16 protein-coding genes and 1 tRNA gene are annotated in these 15,710 nt (G+C 46.8%); 5 read left to right on the top strand and 12 right to left on the bottom strand.

Annotation, left to right across the window (positions count from 1 at the left end):
- The first annotated feature begins 32 nt into the window (after nucleotides 1–32).
- Nucleotides 33–1,148, top strand: a complete 1,116-nt coding sequence (locus tag ACWXW9_RS05270; protein WP_494928588.1) for a hypothetical protein — start codon at nucleotides 33–35, stop codon at nucleotides 1,146–1,148.
- Nucleotides 1,149–1,359: 211 nt separating this feature from the next.
- On the opposite strand, the gene ACWXW9_RS05265 is transcribed toward ACWXW9_RS05270, so the two are convergent.
- A complete protein-coding gene (locus ACWXW9_RS05265; protein ID WP_494928587.1) occupies nucleotides 1,360–1,551 on the bottom strand; it encodes a YqzE family protein in 192 nt (63 codons plus the stop codon).
- Between the two features lie 314 nt (nucleotides 1,552–1,865).
- Here ACWXW9_RS05265 and ACWXW9_RS05260 point away from each other — a divergent pair, with 314 nt between their 5' ends.
- A complete protein-coding gene (locus tag ACWXW9_RS05260) occupies nucleotides 1,866–2,627 on the top strand; it encodes an N-acetylmuramoyl-L-alanine amidase (protein ID WP_494928586.1) in 762 nt (253 codons plus the stop codon).
- Here the strand turns inward: ACWXW9_RS05260 and ACWXW9_RS05255 are convergent.
- The 3 genes from ACWXW9_RS05255 to ACWXW9_RS05245 form a co-directional block, all read right to left on the bottom strand.
- A complete protein-coding gene (locus ACWXW9_RS05255; protein ID WP_494928585.1) occupies nucleotides 2,602–3,549 on the bottom strand; it encodes a divergent polysaccharide deacetylase family protein in 948 nt (315 codons plus the stop codon). The genes ACWXW9_RS05260 and ACWXW9_RS05255 overlap by 26 nt on opposite strands.
- Before the next feature lie 122 nt (nucleotides 3,550–3,671).
- Nucleotides 3,672–4,184: a peptide-methionine (S)-S-oxide reductase MsrA gene (gene msrA / locus ACWXW9_RS05250; protein ID WP_494928584.1), complete on the bottom strand. Its 513-nt coding sequence runs from the start codon at nucleotides 4,182–4,184 to the stop codon at nucleotides 3,672–3,674.
- A 69-nt stretch (nucleotides 4,185–4,253) separates the two neighbouring features.
- Complete coding sequence (locus ACWXW9_RS05245; RefSeq protein WP_494928583.1) at nucleotides 4,254–5,093, bottom strand: MerR family transcriptional regulator; 840 nt, start codon at nucleotides 5,091–5,093, stop codon at nucleotides 4,254–4,256.
- Nucleotides 5,094–5,226: 133 nt separating this feature from the next.
- On the opposite strand from ACWXW9_RS05245, the gene ACWXW9_RS05240 reads away from it, so the two are divergent.
- On the top strand, nucleotides 5,227–6,750 hold the full coding sequence (locus ACWXW9_RS05240; RefSeq protein WP_494928582.1) for an MFS transporter: 1,524 nt from the start codon (nucleotides 5,227–5,229) through the stop codon (nucleotides 6,748–6,750).
- 556 nt (nucleotides 6,751–7,306) lie between these two features.
- Here the strand turns inward: ACWXW9_RS05240 and shc are convergent.
- The gene (gene shc / locus ACWXW9_RS05235) at nucleotides 7,307–9,196 is read right to left on the bottom strand and encodes a squalene--hopene cyclase (RefSeq protein ID WP_494928581.1); all 1,890 of its coding nucleotides are present in this window, start codon (nucleotides 9,194–9,196) and stop codon (nucleotides 7,307–7,309) included.
- A 425-nt stretch (nucleotides 9,197–9,621) separates the two neighbouring features.
- Nucleotides 9,622–9,706 (bottom strand) — tRNA-Leu (locus tag ACWXW9_RS05230).
- A 220-nt stretch (nucleotides 9,707–9,926) separates the two neighbouring features.
- On the opposite strand from ACWXW9_RS05230, the gene ACWXW9_RS05225 reads away from it, so the two are divergent.
- Entirely contained in the window at nucleotides 9,927–10,466 is a 540-nt protein-coding gene (locus tag ACWXW9_RS05225; RefSeq protein ID WP_494928580.1) for a YhjD family protein, read from the top strand.
- 139 nt (nucleotides 10,467–10,605) lie between these two features.
- On the opposite strand, the gene ACWXW9_RS05220 is transcribed toward ACWXW9_RS05225, so the two are convergent.
- The 5 genes from ACWXW9_RS05220 to ACWXW9_RS05200 all read right to left on the bottom strand — a co-directional run bounded on the left by ACWXW9_RS05220 (nucleotide 10,606) and on the right by ACWXW9_RS05200 (nucleotide 13,149).
- Nucleotides 10,606–10,935, bottom strand: a complete 330-nt coding sequence (locus tag ACWXW9_RS05220; RefSeq protein ID WP_044646366.1) for a carboxymuconolactone decarboxylase family protein — start codon at nucleotides 10,933–10,935, stop codon at nucleotides 10,606–10,608.
- 139 nt (nucleotides 10,936–11,074) lie between these two features.
- On the bottom strand, nucleotides 11,075–11,296 hold the full coding sequence (locus tag ACWXW9_RS05215) for a hypothetical protein (RefSeq protein ID WP_014280883.1): 222 nt from the start codon (nucleotides 11,294–11,296) through the stop codon (nucleotides 11,075–11,077).
- Nucleotides 11,297–11,436: 140 nt separating this feature from the next.
- A complete protein-coding gene (locus ACWXW9_RS05210; RefSeq protein WP_007429850.1) occupies nucleotides 11,437–11,781 on the bottom strand; it encodes a hypothetical protein in 345 nt (114 codons plus the stop codon).
- A 103-nt stretch (nucleotides 11,782–11,884) separates the two neighbouring features.
- Nucleotides 11,885–12,457, bottom strand: coding sequence for a xanthine phosphoribosyltransferase (locus ACWXW9_RS05205; protein WP_134910298.1), 573 nt, complete (start codon nucleotides 12,455–12,457; stop codon nucleotides 11,885–11,887).
- Between the two features lie 86 nt (nucleotides 12,458–12,543).
- Complete coding sequence (locus ACWXW9_RS05200) at nucleotides 12,544–13,149, bottom strand: DedA family protein (RefSeq protein WP_494928579.1); 606 nt, start codon at nucleotides 13,147–13,149, stop codon at nucleotides 12,544–12,546.
- Between the two features lie 141 nt (nucleotides 13,150–13,290).
- On the opposite strand from ACWXW9_RS05200, the gene ACWXW9_RS05195 reads away from it, so the two are divergent.
- The gene (locus tag ACWXW9_RS05195) at nucleotides 13,291–14,397 is read left to right on the top strand and encodes a YkvI family membrane protein (protein WP_494928578.1); all 1,107 of its coding nucleotides are present in this window, start codon (nucleotides 13,291–13,293) and stop codon (nucleotides 14,395–14,397) included.
- On the opposite strand, the gene ACWXW9_RS05190 is transcribed toward ACWXW9_RS05195, so the two are convergent.
- Nucleotides 14,394–15,518 (bottom strand): glycosyltransferase family 4 protein, encoded by a 1,125-nt coding sequence (locus tag ACWXW9_RS05190; protein WP_494928577.1) that lies wholly within the window; start codon nucleotides 15,516–15,518, stop codon nucleotides 14,394–14,396. The genes ACWXW9_RS05195 and ACWXW9_RS05190 overlap by 4 nt on opposite strands.
- Nucleotides 15,519–15,710: the final 192 nt, after the last annotated feature.

The raw sequence follows: 15,710 nt of genomic DNA, 5'->3' as shown, positions 1-15,710 counted from the left end.
GGTGCATTATGCCGTCAGAAAGGTGGATTTCATTGAAAAAAAATTCCGGACACTATAGCGTTGGTATGATTGCGGTTGTTCTGATCGGTCTGTCCGCAGTCTGTCCGTTTGCTTCCATTCAAGCGGCCCCCTTAGCAACCCAAGATCACATCGCAAACCCGTCACCCCCTTACGAAGCAAGTTCACTGGTTTCCCCAGCGGAACCCAAGAACCAAAACCCAGATGAGAAGCAGGGGCAAACCGAGGCGGCTCCTGCAAGCCCTTCCCTTTCTCCGGGTAACTCTTCCGCAAGTCCTCCTGCTCAGGAGCAAGGGGTACCAACGGACGTAAAGCGGGTTTCCTCCGATACGGTGCAGTCGCTATCGGCACAGCCACCATTCGCCCAGTGGAAAGATGCCGAGCTTAGCTACCATCCCCTCGGACCCGGAACACATAGCTGGCTCGTGCAGGTGAATCGTGGAGATGAATACATTGGCTACCTGATTATCGGGGCAGATCATAACGGCGCTTATCAGCTTAATGAATACGGAAACGGGCCGGGCGGGCCGTACAGTATGAATTTACTCCGCCAATCCCTTAAATCCCTCACAGAAACTGAACTTTCATCCATCGACAAGCCGCAAATTACTCCTATGTATGAGGAACCGCTATTAGCCTACTGGCGAGTGCGTTCCTCCACGGGCAGCGAAGTGTGCATCGACGCTTTTACGGGTGATCCATTACCTGCGGAGGTAGCCAATCGAAGCTGGAAAAACAAGCTCCACAGCAGCACAAATTCTTCTTCTTCTGCTCTCTCTCTGAAAGCAGGGGCACAGGCGATTACCCTTTCGGCTGAGCCTTTTGACCCCTATGACGATCTTAGCTGGCTTCTACCCAAACAAAAGCTTTCCATCCATAACGTAAATCAGTTTACCAACACGCTGAATGAATCATCACGTATCGTATTTTCTGCGACCAGCATAAATTTTGCCTTTGGCGGCCCCTTGGCTATTAACGGATATCAATCCTGGAATCCTTCGCCTGATCTGTCTCATCCTATTATGTATGCGGCAACTTGCCGCACCGGGCTTTCCCGCTTTGTGCCGCTGGACCGGCTGTTATCTGGCGGTGAATTTTATCGTATCCACTCCTATATAAACCGAACTTAAAAGTTTCTATCGTTCCACTGCGCAGCCGGATGGTGCTTCCCATCGCGACCGCTTCGCTTGTATAGCAGCATTCCGCCTACTCTGTTTTTATGTTCATTTTTCGAGTTCGTCTTATAGCCATTAATTTATGTAATCACCTTGATCATTTCTATAACACAAAAAGAGACCTCAAACGGCATTCCGTATGCCTCTTGTGGTCTCTTTGGCGAGTTTAATGCCGCTCCTTTCGCCCTTTGCGTGCGGATTTAATCCACATATTCAGAGCAAGCGGCAGCATTCCGAACCATTTGTATACCCATGGCTCTCTGGATTGTTTGCGGCTACGGCGCACATCGCGCGGCGTTTCCATATACCGAACAATTCGCTGCGTAATGTACGTCACCAGCTCGTCACCCTTGGCCATCCTCCGCGACCTCCTTCAATCTGCATCCCTGACATTTCGTTCGCATTGCAGGAAAACATCAAATTCACACGTTGGATGCAGATAAGCTTAGCTTGCTCATTTTCCAAAAAGTCTAACCCTGCGGGAATAACTATGCATGGTTTCCCTTAAATGGAACATACTATCTTAAACAAAACAGTTACCCGAAGAATAATGGTTATGTTTAAGGCAGCTATGCTGCTTGGTTATAGTTGTTTATTTCTTGGTTATGCTTGTTTATTTCTTGCAGTAACTGAATAACAAAATAATCAATCCGTCTACTGGAGGAATGGGACGTGCGAAAAGAAAAGCTAAACATCAAATGGTTAACTGGACTGGGATTAAGTTTAAGTATCCTTTGCAGTGCTGTATTTACACCCTTTGCCTATGCAAGCGCCCAGCCCGGCGACAAAAGCATCTATCCGAACAAGGACACAGAAAGCCAATCCAACGTACATTCGTCGTATCACGCTTTTGCCAAACCCGTTGTGCTTATAGACGTCGGTCATGGAGGCGTGGACGGTGGAACGAGCCATAAAGGGCTTCTGGAAAAAGACATCAATCTCGCAATAGGTCAAAAACTGTACCTGATTTTACGCTCACAGGGCTATCCCGCGGTCTTAAACAGGGACAAGGACTATGCTCTAAGCGACGATAATCGTTGGCTTCAATCCAAATCCCGGCATCTGAAAGACCTGGCCCAGCGTAAAAGCCTGACAGAACAACTACCTACCGCTTTGGTGGTCAGTCTGCATGTGAATTGGACCAAACGTGCCGAAAAACGGGGTCCGATTGTTTTGTACCAAGATGAAGGCAGCAGCTATCTGTTAGCAGAGCGGATTCAACATTCATTAAACCGCTTATTCTGCATGAACAGAGAAACGGTTTACGGAAAACCCTTCTATCTTTTGAATAAAATCCAGCATCCCGCCGTAATCGTGGAAACCGGATTTATCAGCAATGAACAGGACAGGGCTATTCTTTCCGGGGATCGCGGTCAAAAAAACGTTGCAGAAGCGATAGCCGAAGGCATTATTGCTCATTTGACGGTATGGTAGTGTGGGTGGCAGGAGCTCCCTTCCATCCCCATACGGAACGCACCAAATCACTAATTCCCACAAACTTGGCATGATCTTTTAGCGCAGGAACCGATGAATGAAGTGCCGAGGACGTGTGCATGCCAGCCACACCAACGTGACCAATGGTTACACAGGTATCGTGCTCGTCCACCCATTCAGCCACCTTGGTTAATTGCCGATTCACATGGGCGAGTGTATGGGCATCATCCAGAAAAATGTCATTGCGCACCGGTGGCATTCCCTTTTCAACAGCAAGCTCAGGCACTACAGACCAATAGTTCGTACGGCTGTCGACAAAAAATAGCCCATGCTCCTTGCAAACATCGAGAACGATGGACATAATGCGTTTGTCTGAGGTGACCTTGGAGCCCATGTGATTGTTCATACCTATCGCAAAAGGGACTTCCTTAATAGCTGCTGTCACCTTGGCGCGTACTTCTTCATCCGACATATTCGCCTTAATCGCTCCAGGTCCAAGCCATTCTGGTCTTCCCTGCTTTGGCTCCATTGGAAGATGCACAATGACGTCATGACCGCGCTTGTGAGCTTCTATGGCATCCTGCTTGGTGGAGGGCAGAAACGGCATCACCGCAACCGTGATTTTAACCGGCAAATTTAAAATTTGCTCAGTCCCTTTCATGTTGTTGCCCATGTCGTCGATAATGACGGCCACCATCTTTTGGTGCTGATCCTGCTTACCCGTAGCGTTTGCTACATCCATGCTCCAGACATTCCCGCATACCGTAAAAACAAGACCTACCACAATACACGCAGCTAAGTTTTTTTTCATTCTCGGATTTTGGCAAACCACATGTGCACAGGTCGGCTCTTTACGGCTGCGAGTAGCCTGTATAGCCTTCTTTATGATGTTTCTCAGGTGAAGTTTCGTTCGTTTACTCATTACAGGTCAGCCTCCTTCTCTGTCCCTTCATTGTGTGAGTAACGTCGCCTAAATATGTATGGGCAGATCCAAGAAATCACCCCCGATCTGCCTTACGTACGCAAAACGTATGCTAAACTTGCTTACCAGTTCTGATTTATAAACTCATCACGACCCGATTGGGCACGGTCTTCCTTGTAATGCTTCACATTCTTTTTGTGATAATCCTGATGGTAATCCTCTGCCGGATAAAATATGGAGGCCGGAAGAATTTCCGTCACGATGGGCTTGTCAAAACGTCCGCTTTTTGCCAATTGCTCCTTGGACTGCTCTGCAAGATCCCGTTGCTGCGCCGTATGGTAAAAAATAGCGGGCTTGTACTGTGTACCCCGGTCCTGAAATTGACCTTCCCCGTCAGTAGGGTCTGTTTGCGGCCAATACAATTCGAGCAGCTTTTCATAAGGAAACAGCTCAGGCTCAAAAGTAATCTGCACCACCTCGTAGTGACCTGTAGTTCCTGTTTTAACCTGTTCGTAGGTCGGATTGGGAATCGTCCCTCCAGTATAGCCTGAGACAATGCCATGAATGCCCGGCTGCTCCTCGAACGGAGTCACCATACACCAGAAGCATCCACCTGCAAAAGTTGCTTTCTCCATCTCTCATCCAACCTTTCAATAGCTTCATCATAAAATGCGTTATTTTCTATCATATCTTAAAGGGTAACCTTATAAAAGAAATTTTCTCCCTTTACAAACTTCAACCGATATCCGTATTACATAGTCGTCCGGATTTTTTTCTGCAAAATAGCTGAGCAACTCCACCGCGTAGGCATTTCCGCATATAACCTTCCCATTACTCTCTATATATTTTCTTATAATGGAATACGTTTCTGACATTGTTTCATATGATCCTCTGTGATTCATGACTACATAGAGTCCTTGGGGTTTGGTGATCATTCTCTCCCCTAAAATCGGAGCCTTGAGTTTATTGGCAATATAGTCCGTATAATAATCGCCTGACTCAAAACGATCCTTGCATAAAATGGACCAGATTGGAAACTCGTAATCAATAAAGTGATTTTCGCAATAATCTCGATGTTCGCTTAATTTGTGAGCAAACTCCTTATCACCATCTCCCTGTTCCAATGGTGTGGCAATGAAATATTCCTCTTCACATTCCTCAATCGACGGCCCATCGCGTAACTCTCCGTTAGCTTGCTCCGTCATTTCAATGGCGCCTTTCAAAAGACCTTGCAACCGTTTTATTCTAATCCGTTCTACTTCCAGGTCATGCAGTTTCTGTCTGAGCAGTTCTATGAGTAGAGGCGTGTTCTGATTCTGAATAAATCCCTTGATTTCCTGTAGTGAACTCCCCGCCTTCTTCAGCACATTAATAATATCAAGCGTGTAGCATTGCTGAATGGAGTAATAACGATAGCCTTTTGAGTTTGTGAATTCTGGTTTTAAGAGTCCAATCTCATCATAATGGAACAGGGTATGTTTGGTAACTCCGCAAGTTTTGGCAAGCTCACTGGTAGTAAAGTATTGGCTGTGACTTTTTGACATAACTCTTCCTCCGTTATGATTTTAGAAACCTAATAATTTTAGTATAGCCATGAATTTTTACTTGAGTATAGTGTAACCCTATAGTTTAAAGTTTTAATTGCAATACCTTAAATTTGTATTAACGGAGGAAAACATGTCTAAATTCAAACGTTGGATGATTCTGACTATCGTATCAAGCGCACTTTTACTTATTGTAATGGATATGACCATCCTTTACACGGCATTGCCAAGTCTAACCCATGACCTCGGTGCTTCCGCATCAGAAAAATTATGGATTCTGAATGGGTACTCGCTCGTTATGGCGGGTCTGCTGCCAGCAATGGGAACGCTTGGGGACCGATTGGGTTATAAAAAAATCTTTACCCTCGGTTTGCTTGTATTTGCTGCTGCTTCGCTTACTGCCGCCTTTTCTCCCGTGCCCTTTGTATTAGTAGCGTCTCGGGTTCTTCTTGCAGTCGGAGCGTCTATGATGATGCCCGCTACCTTGTCAATCATTAGGATTACATTTACCGATGAACGCGAGCGTGGATTAGCGATCGGAATTTGGGGCTCCGTTTCCGCAGGAGGTGCAGGACTAGGTCCTATCGTCGGCGGGCTTCTTTTAGAGCATTTTTGGTGGGGTTCTGTATTTTTGATTAACTTGCCGATTGCGATCATTGCTTTTGCATTAACTCTGATTTATGTTCCAAAACATGCGGGCAATAAAGAGAAAAAATGGGATCTTACCGGTTCCATCCAAATCATGATCGCCATGGTGGGACTCATCTATTCAATCAAAGAGTTTGCCCGTCGTGACGGGTCTCCAATATTGGCCGTAATAGGTGCGGTTATCGGCGTCTTGGCACTTATCATCTTTATCCGTCGTCAAAATAAAAGCGCCAGCCCTCTTATTGATCTTACTTTATTCAAAATTACAAGGTTCAGCACCGGATTTATAACTGCATTGGTGGGTGCATTTGCACAGATGGGGATTCAATATATTGTAACCCAGCGTCTTCAACTGGTGGAAGGTCTGTCGCCTCTCCAAGCAGGACTGTACACGATAAGCATACCGATTGCATCTCTCATTGCCGGCCCGTTAACCGGGTCCATATTGCATCGCTATGACGTTATCCGTATTAAGAGCATCTCTCTTCTGATTGCCGGTCTGGGTATGGGCATCTATCTTATGCAATTTAATTCAGACATTTCCGGGCAAATCCTTGGATTGGCCCTGCTTGGTGCAGGCTTGGGAGCAGGTATGACAGCGGCATCTCATTCCATTATGAACTATGCCCCCCCTCAGAAAGCAGGTATGGCTGCATCCATTGAGGAAGTTGCCTATGAAATGGGGGGAGCATCGGGGATAGCTATCATCGGAAGCATGTCAACCCTTGTGTATACTCTGGCTATGAAAGTTCCTTCGGGGCTCCATGTTCCTGCGAATGTGAAAGACAGCCTGGATGAAGCACTCTTGGTTGCAGAGGGTTTGTCTGCACAGGCTGCAGAGGCATTGAAAGCTGCAGGCCGTTCTGCTTTTGATCAATCCTTTTTTGTTATCATTGTGGGTGTAACTGCATTTTTGGTGGTAGCTTCGCTAGTAGTCCGTTTGGCAGGGGCGCGCTCAAAGAAAAGAGGAGATGCTGAGACAGCAGCATTTGCTGATCAAGGTGAGTGATTTGATTCATTATTCATTCAAGTTTATTCCAATTTCTTCGACACAAGTCTTGAGCAACAGCTTAAATCTCTTAAGCATATAAAAAGGTCCGTAAGCTGCTAAAAAAGCAATTCACGAACCTGTATATTATAAGATGATGCGGTCGAGAGGACTCGAACCTCCACGGGGGTTAGCCCACACGGACCTGAACTGCGTATGCGATTGGGATCCTAGCGGAATATAAGTCAATGGAATGGAATTAAAAACCGTCAAAACCCTTGTAAAATCAAGGTTTCTGACGGTTTTTTCGTCTAATTCAAGCGCCCGGCAAGTCGGCAAAATGTGGTCGATTTTGGACGTTTGAGAGAACTCGGAGAGAACGACAACCGAACCCCCCCTCTCTCTACCATTGACAAATTAACGAAGCGACAGCTTCGGGGAGGCCTCTCTCCTCCCCTGACCAATAACTTCATTCTATGGGAAATATTGACCTCATTCCGAGCAATAAAATCATCCTGTACGAGCTAAGCCCTCACACCATATAACCATTCCTGCCACATAGATGCAGTATGGCTCCTTATTCCCCGTATTTCTTCTTATAATGGCTTAGGGTCAGAAGCGGCCAGATGTAACGATAGCTATGATAATGAGAATAGAAGTTACCCGGGAGCCCGGCGCCCGTGGGATATGCGGTCGGCCAATCGTCATTTTGCAGCAATTCCATCAACTTGTATATTCCTCTATTTACGGCAGCAGACGGCTGCGACTGAACCGCGATGAGTGCATCGAGTGCCCACGCAGTTTGGGATGGCGTACTTTCCCCTAAGGGCATGTATTTCATCACCCGGTCGCTGATGCAGGATTCACCCCAGCCCCCATCCGAATTCTGAATCTGCAAGAGCCATTCCGCTCCTTTTTGAATCGAAGCATGGTCCGCAGGGAGCCTGGCAGCCTCTAAACCAGTCAGTGCCGCCCAAGTGCCGTAAATGTAACAAATCCCCCATCTTCCATACCATGATCCGTCTTTCTCCTGATGGGAGATCAGCCAGTTGACCCCCCGTTTGATGAAATCGTGCCTCGTGTCGAATCCGCAACAATTTCCGAGGTATTCCAATGTGCGTCCAGTAAGGTCGGCTCCCGAAGGGTCGATAGCGGCGGACTTGGCACCATCTATGGCCAGCCATGTGAGCATTTTCTTATTGGTGTTTTTTTCGAACGCAGGCCAACCGCCGTCTTTATTTTGCATAGACATAACCCAGTTTAGTCCCCGGGTGGATGAGTCACGATATTTAGAATCCGTACGGGACAGGCAGTGAATCGCTCTTAAAGCGGCTGTTGTGTCGTCTACATCGGGATTTAAGGTATTGGTCTCGGAGAATCCCCAGCCGCCAGGAACCGTATCCGGATTATGAACACTCCAATCCGCCGCTTTGTCCTGTTGTCTGGATAAGAGATAGGCTGCCGACCGCTGCACGGCCTCATGATCCCCGGCGACGCCGGACTCCTGCAGCGCATAGGAGATCAAGGCCGTATCCCAGATCGTTGAGGGCGAATTCTGAATGGTAGCTTTACCGTCAAAGCGGTACTGCATCTCTGTCAACCCTTGAACGGCCTTTAAAATAAGCGGATGCCGTTTATCATAGCCCAGTGCAAGCAGGGCAAAAACCATGAGAATGGTGCTGCTCGCATAACTGTATAGGGTGCCATCCGATTCGATTCGATCCAGCATAAACTGCTCCGCCTTGTTTAGAGCTGCTTCATGGATATAACGGGGAGTTCCGAGAAGTCTGCTGAGACCGATACGTATGCTCTCCGCGATCTCCCGGTGCTCCTGGGGTTGCGGCTCATCGTCATCATAGCGTGAATCGAACAGATCGGATACAATGGGAGTCTTATTCGTTGATATAGAGAAATTCCGGTCCGCCATGATCAGCATAGGGATCAGATGGATGCGGGAATAACCTGAGAATTCATACAGATTAATTGGCATATAGGCAGGAAAAAGGATGATCTCCAGCGGTATGAACGAGATCGATGCTGGCCATTTGCGCTGCCCCGTAGCAGCGAGAATCGCCTTTGTCAGAATGCTGGCCGATTTCCCCGGTCCACCTTGCGATTGGATGTAACGCCTGGCCCGCTCCATCGACTCGTCCGTCGGTTCACTGTACCCGGAATAGAGCAGGGCATAATAGGCATCAATAGAAACGGATAAATTACCTTCTTGCTCGTCCCAGTACCAACGCCAACAGCCTTCCGGCTGCTGCTCCGCAAGGATGCGATCATGCAGACGCCGGATCAGCTCTTCATTCTGTATATCCAATATCCGAAAGAGGATCATGACATAAGCATCCATCGTCACCCCGTTCTCAAAGCAAAAATGCCATGATCCGTCTTGATGCTGCTGGCGCATAAAAAAGTTCCTCAGCTTCCTTGTCCCCTCATCGACCGCGCTCCATACATTGCCCATTCTCTTGTACCTCCATATAACGTCATGATGTACATTATATGAACGCCGGTACGAGGAAATGATGTGCCGCTTGCTGTCGTCTGACGGTTAAGCATTAAACACCAAAAAGGACTCCATACCATTTCAGGACTACAGACTCTTTTGTTGGTGCAATATAAAGTTGGCTTTTTCAGAAACAGTCATGATACTCCTTGCTATTATAGAATGTCCAGCCAGATTTTGAAGGCCGTCGCCAGAAACAAATCAAAATCAAGACCGCATCTACAGTCATTCTCGTACTTGGCGATTTAGACGCTTACACCAATGCAGCAAACATTCATGAGGGGTTACATCTGGGTGTCATGAGTACCACTTTACATATCCCGAATATGCAAAAAGCTCCTGAATCTCCACAGGGGAATTCAAGAGCGTTCATTTTAAGATGATGCGGTCGAGAGGACTCGAACCTCCACGGGGGGTTAGCCCACACGGACCTGAACCGTGCGCGTCTGCCAATTCCGCCACGACCGCATATATGTTGTCGTTTGTCCTCGAAAGATCAATCTTTCTTAGCGACAAGATAGATCATACCATGCTCATAAGAAGAAGTCAAACACTTTATATTTTCATTACCTCTTGATAAATTAGGAATAATACACTAAAATAAGAACATAAGTTCCTGAGAACGCTCGTTCTTTTCGTTCAGTCAGATATGGATTATCATCACATTTTCCTAGGGCGGTGAATGGTTATGATCTCTTCAGTTACTACTCAGAATGAATTGTCTCTTGTGAAAAATTATCTGCTCCTTACCTTTATTCAAAAGGTATTTGAGCGGGACAGTCTTATTCTTGAAGAAAGCGGTATGCTGAAAACGCCTGATCTTTATGTCGAAATGGTTAACGCAGGAATAGATCGTACCGGAATCTTACTATCTGAAATAAAACATGAATTTAATAAATGTCATATTCGTGTTTTGGACATACGACAAAACCACTCAGGCGTTCACGCCACCTATATAAGCAAAGGAAATAAAGAGCAGTTCAGTATGGCTATGCCTGTATTCCGCAAAGAAATGTATGAACGAATGCGCGCTTATCTGGGGCTCTCAACCTCTATGCCTCATACAGCTGCCTCCCCTTTACCCGAAAAACATCGCTCCGAGTTTCCAGACAGCCGCTCAGCTTCCAAGCCCCTACGGTTTGTTGAACGAAGTCTGGTTACATCCTCCTCGGCCTATAAGCGTAAATCGCTTCGCCCTGCTGCTTCTGCCGCAAGCGGAAGTGCATAATCCCCGCAAAGCCCGCAAACGAAAGAAGCTTCCGCAGGCACAAGCGTGCTCGGAAGCTTCTTTACATAAACATCAGCTATCGTTATCCATTCCTACCCGCTATGAACGGTATATGAGGAATTCCCATAAATCGTTCGCTTTATTGCAGCGCCTTCTGCACACGAGTAACCCCTTGGCTAAGAGCATGTCCTCCGCCTACCGCTGCGGCTACAGCAATGGTCTCCATAATCTCCTGATCACTGGCTCCTTTGGACCGGGCCTCGTCCACGTGATAAAACGTGCATACCTCATTATTGGCAAACAAACCAATACCTAGCGCGATCAGTTGCTTGGTCTTTTCATCCAGACTCCCGGCTTGAAAACACTCCCCGGTGAAACGATGATAGGCATGAACTACCTCCGGCAGCTTATCTTCTAAATGACTAATTTGATCCTTATACGCATGTATTTTTTCATTCATAACCGTCAAGACACAGCACACCCTCTCATATGGAGTATATTCTTATGTACTGTGTCCGGTTTACAGGCTGCATATGCCATCAACACGTACACCTATTTTATCCAGTCACTTCAAACCCTTTTATCCAGCCAGCCCGAGACCCATTCGTCTAATCCAGTTCTATCGGATTGTGTCGGGGTTCGCTGAACGGCTGATATGTATAGCTGCGATCCAGCTTGACAACACGCCGATTCTGGCGGCGGATAAGCACCTGTTCCTCGTCCCACGCCAGCACTATGCCTACCACATCGTTGGACTCCAGCCCATCCCGCACGACGCGCACCTTCTCACCGGAGAGCCGATAGGCGTCTAATTCTTCATCATTAATCATCCCTGTCCCCCCTTATACAATCGTTTCTAAAACGGCGGCTATCCTTTATGCACATTAAAAAGTTTAAAAAGAGACCTAAACGAAATCATTTAGGTCTCTTCCCGCTTACTACTTATATGGATTGCCAACAGAGCGACAAATTATCCCGACTGATTTACACTGTGATCATGTTCTTTTGTATCGTTCTTCTCATACCAGAAGTCCAGCACTTGTGCAGACAACACTCGCTGATCCACGTACTCCACTTGGTGGGCAGTAAATTCTTCTTTCCAAGAGAAGGACAATTCTTCGCATAAGTTAACCAACGTCAACAACTCAGACCAGGCCACATAGCGTTTGTACCAAAAAAACTGAGGATGTTCAATCATATAGGGATACAAATCGTCAAATTCCGTATGCTTACAATCCAAGGCACGTTCAAAATGTACTTTAGCCGCTGCCAGTTTTTCCAGAAAAAACTGTTCGGTCAATTGCTCTTTCCCCATGTTGCTGCCTCCTCTCCCAAAACCTTATCTATATTATAAGCGAAATTGTAGCTCATGCAAAGGTTATTATTAGAAATAAGGATCAGCAGTTTCTGAATTGTTACTATTCGGCAAACTCAATCTTGCCGTCAGTTAACGATGAAATTCTGACAAGTGACTCTACCCGTATACCCTGCTCACGGATCGTTCTCGCCCCGGCCTGGAAGCATTTTTCCACGGCCACGCCGAATCCGACCAGCTCCGCACCGGAGCGTTGAATGATTTTGACCATACCTCTTGCGGCATCACCATTGGCGATAATATCATCAATGAACAGAACACGGTCATGCTCATGAATAAATTGACGGGACAGCATAATGTCCGTGACAATGCCTTTCGTAAATGAAGGCACACGTTCGCATAATGCGTCCGGGTCGGCCAATAAAGTCTTTTTGCGGCGGGCAAACACCAGCGGTACACCCAGCTCCAATGCTGTTGCGAAACCTATGGCAATACCTGAGGATTCCACGGTTACCACTCTCGTAATATTCTCTTCCCGGAAACGAGCTGCGAACTCTCGTCCCATTTCCATCGTCAGCTTCGGATCAACCTGGTGATTAAGTAATCCATCCAGCTTCAACACCTGATCCGACGCAACGACGCCTTCTTTTATAATCCGTTCCTTTAATACTTCCATTCCATGACCTCCCACGGCATTCCTATGCGGTAAAAGTAACATACATCACCTGACGCTTTCAAGCCATAGCTTGCTTTCCCATACATTCATGTGACATTTTTTTTACGCTTATTCCAAAACCACGCGACTATTCCTCCCAAAATAATCAGAAGAATGACCGCCAGCCCTATCCGATGTGTCACCCTTTCCATCAGCTTCGCCACCTGTTCCCAGTGCATGCCCACCGCATGTCCAATTCCCAGAAACGTGCCGCACCAGAGCAATGCGCCCGCCGATGCATACATCATATAGCGAAAGACACTCAAACGGGTCGTACCTGCCAGATATGAGGACACATGTCTCAAGCCAGGAACAAAGTAACCGAACAGAATGCCCCAAGTGCCGTAGCGTCCGAACCAGTTCTCGGAAGAAGCAATTCTCGATGGCGTAAGCCTCACCCATTTACCGTATCGGTGCAGCAGCGGCTTACCTAGCAAACGACCGAGCGTATAACTAAGCATCATGCCAGTCATACTTCCGGAAAATGTGACTGCCAGCGCGGCAATAAAGTTGTAGTGTCCTTGAGACACGAGCCCGCCAAAGGCGATCATCAGCACTTCGTCAGGTATCGGCATACCGGCTACTCCAAGGGCAAGCAAGCCGAACATTGCCAAATATCCGTATTCCAGTATCCATGCAAGGATTTGACCCATAAATTACGCTCCCGTCAAGCTATTCGTTAAATTCACTATAATTATTTTCAGTCTCATCCAGTCATGTCCCATTTCAGTTGAACATAGCTTGTATTATATGCTCGCTACAGCGTTATTCAAGCAGGCAAGGAGGGACTGGGGATGAAACGTAATATTCATGTTTTGCAGATTGCTTTTACATACATCGGAACAATCGTCGGTGCCGGATTTGCTACCGGACAAGAAATATTGCAGTTTTTTACACAGTACGGACGTTGGGCTACACTCACCATCATGCTGTCCACACTCATATTTGTATGGCTGGGTACGAAAATGATGCTGATCGCTCACGATATTTCAGCTCGGTCCTACGAGGATCTGAACAAGCACCTTTTTGGAGCCAGAGCCGGTAAATGGATTAGCTGGTTCACACTCATCGTACTGATTGGTGTCAACAGTGTCATGCTGGCTGGAGCGGGTTCTGTTTTCGTTGAACACCTTCACCTGCATTACCAGACCGGACTGCTCATTACACTGATCGGAACATATCTACTGCTGAGTAAAGGAATCAAGGCTATCCTGCATATGAACACCATTGTTGTCCCTATGATGATGATTATGTCTGTCCTGCTCATTAACAACACACTCTCCATGCCAAACCCGCAGAGCTTTATTACAAATACGTCCGATTATAGTATACTGCGAGCCTGGATTTCTCCGCTGCTGTATACTTCCTTCAATCTGGCAATGGCCCAAGCTGTGCTTGTACCACTCGGCAGTCAAACCTTTTCCCGCAAAACGATTCGCTGGGGCGGGGTTTTGGGCGGGATTGGCGTCGGGTTTATGCTCATGTCTGCTCACTTTGCCATGTCGGCACATATGCCGGGAATTCAGCAATTTGAGATCCCGATGGGAAGCATTGCTTACCGTCTGGGGGCCCTGGTCGAAATCATTTACATTTTACTCATTTTCATGGAAATTTTCAGTACCTTTGTGGCCGACATTTACGGTGTCAGTCTGCAAATCCGCCAGCATATCCAAATTTCGCCTAAGCTCATCACACTATTCATTATGCTCACATGTTTTCTAATCAGTCAGTTTGGTTTCAGCTCACTGCTGTCCGTTCTATATCCCATTTTCGGGATGCTTAGTCTGATGTGGGTGAGCAAGCTGATCATGGCAGGACGTGGGGGACCCTTCCGTTCCTCACGTCCTCGCTCCAGCTTTCGGCATTCTGATTCAAAATCAGGTGGTACACGCCATGGTTAGGGCTGGAATTTTAAATACATTTTCTTTAGCTCATTAACAGCCCTGCTCAGGGAATAGCTCGATTTAGCCTTGTCGCAGGCAGATCGCGCCAGCTCATAACGATAGGCAGGGTCTGCGATAACTTTTTCCAATGCGTCTGCCAGTGCCCCCGGACTGTCGGGTGGCACAAGCAGACCATTTACCCCATCCTCAATTTGCTCCGGTATTCCCCCCACCTCTGTACCCACCAAAGCCAAACAGCTCAAAGCCGCCTCCGCAAACACGGAACCAAAGGCCTCCGCTCGTGAAGGCAAAACAAACACATCAAAGAAAGGCATAAACTCTTCTGGATGAAGCGTGTATCCATAAAAGATTGTTTCATGGTAAATATCCAACCGCCGCGCCATCTCTTCCAGCTCGGGTCGAATGGGACCATCTCCGATAATATGCAACACATAATTCTGATTTCTCTTTTTCAGCTCGGCACAGGCCTGTAACAAAGTATCCAGCCCTTTGGCAGGGACAAGGCGACAGACAGTTATAAGCTGTGTCACTTCATTTTCATGTGGTATGGGCTTGAAGCGCTTCTCATCATATCCATTCGGAATGACCACAATATCTTGCGGATTTTGTACATAAGGCGTCAAGTAATGCTGGAAAGAATGAGATACTGCGATCAGGCGATCGGCCTTATGCTCCAGCTCCCGATACAAGGACACCAGAAATTGATGCTCAGGCCCGTTCTCCTCTATTTTACCGTTTAGAATTAACTCCTTCTCATAAGAAGAGTGAATCGTCTGAACGAGCGGGATGTCGGGAAAAACAGTTTTCATAGCAATCGCAGCAATCGGGTGATGAGCATGAATGAGATCAAAGGGCTTCTGAATGCGAAGCCGGGTCCACCACAAATAGTCACGGTACGTCTGAATATATTTTTGGACAATCGGATATTGTTCATATTGCGTCCAGTCAAAGGTATCAAATATGACTTCATCCCTGCCCTTATTACGAATCCGTTTAGGGATTGAAAATAGCTCCATTTCCCAACGCGGGGACATAAATCGCTCTTGCAGATATGGAATCATAGATGAAACGCCGCCCGGTTGCTCGGGTGGGAAAAAGAGAGCCTGTAGCAATTTCATGACGTGCTTCCCCTTTCAAGCGTTGTACTGCCCGGAACACAGGTTGTATGTATAGGTTTCCGGATTTTCTGAAAAATGATATATTGAGAATAATTGCTAAGTACAAAAGAAAATTATAACATTTTAAATGGAATAAATCCTGTCTATTGTATGGGAACCATATTCCCCGTTCAATAGACTCACTATCTATAC

Source organism: Paenibacillus sp. LT-B23 (assembly GCF_059417685.1).
Note: the sequence above shows the minus strand (reverse complement) of the source record. Positions and strands in the feature narration are given on the sequence as shown.

Bases quoted from the DNA above. Each gene is read 5' to 3' on its own strand.
- ACWXW9_RS05215 (WP_014280883.1), bottom strand. From the start codon at position 11,296: ATGATTAATGATGAAGAATTAGACGCCTATCGGCTCTCCGGTGAGAAG.
- ACWXW9_RS05265 (WP_494928587.1), bottom strand. From the start codon at position 1,551: ATGGCCAAGGGTGACGAGCTGGTGACGTACATTACGCAGCGAATTGTT.
- ACWXW9_RS05225 (WP_494928580.1), top strand. From the start codon at position 9,927: ATGATCTCTTCAGTTACTACTCAGAATGAATTGTCTCTTGTGAAAAAT.
- ACWXW9_RS05190 (WP_494928577.1), bottom strand. From the start codon at position 15,518: ATGAAATTGCTACAGGCTCTCTTTTTCCCACCCGAGCAACCGGGCGGC.
- ACWXW9_RS05255 (WP_494928585.1), bottom strand. From the start codon at position 3,549: ATGAGTAAACGAACGAAACTTCACCTGAGAAACATCATAAAGAAGGCT.
- ACWXW9_RS05200 (WP_494928579.1), bottom strand. From the start codon at position 13,149: ATGGGTCAAATCCTTGCATGGATACTGGAATACGGATATTTGGCAATG.
- ACWXW9_RS05205 (WP_134910298.1), bottom strand. From the start codon at position 12,457: ATGGAAGTATTAAAGGAACGGATTATAAAAGAAGGCGTCGTTGCGTCG.
- ACWXW9_RS05240 (WP_494928582.1), top strand. From the start codon at position 5,227: ATGTCTAAATTCAAACGTTGGATGATTCTGACTATCGTATCAAGCGCA.
- shc (WP_494928581.1), bottom strand. From the start codon at position 9,196: ATGGGCAATGTATGGAGCGCGGTCGATGAGGGGACAAGGAAGCTGAGG.
- ACWXW9_RS05195 (WP_494928578.1), top strand. From the start codon at position 13,291: ATGAAACGTAATATTCATGTTTTGCAGATTGCTTTTACATACATCGGA.
- ACWXW9_RS05245 (WP_494928583.1), bottom strand. From the start codon at position 5,093: ATGTCAAAAAGTCACAGCCAATACTTTACTACCAGTGAGCTTGCCAAA.
- msrA (WP_494928584.1), bottom strand. From the start codon at position 4,184: ATGGAGAAAGCAACTTTTGCAGGTGGATGCTTCTGGTGTATGGTGACT.
- ACWXW9_RS05210 (WP_007429850.1), bottom strand. From the start codon at position 11,781: ATGGGGAAAGAGCAATTGACCGAACAGTTTTTTCTGGAAAAACTGGCA.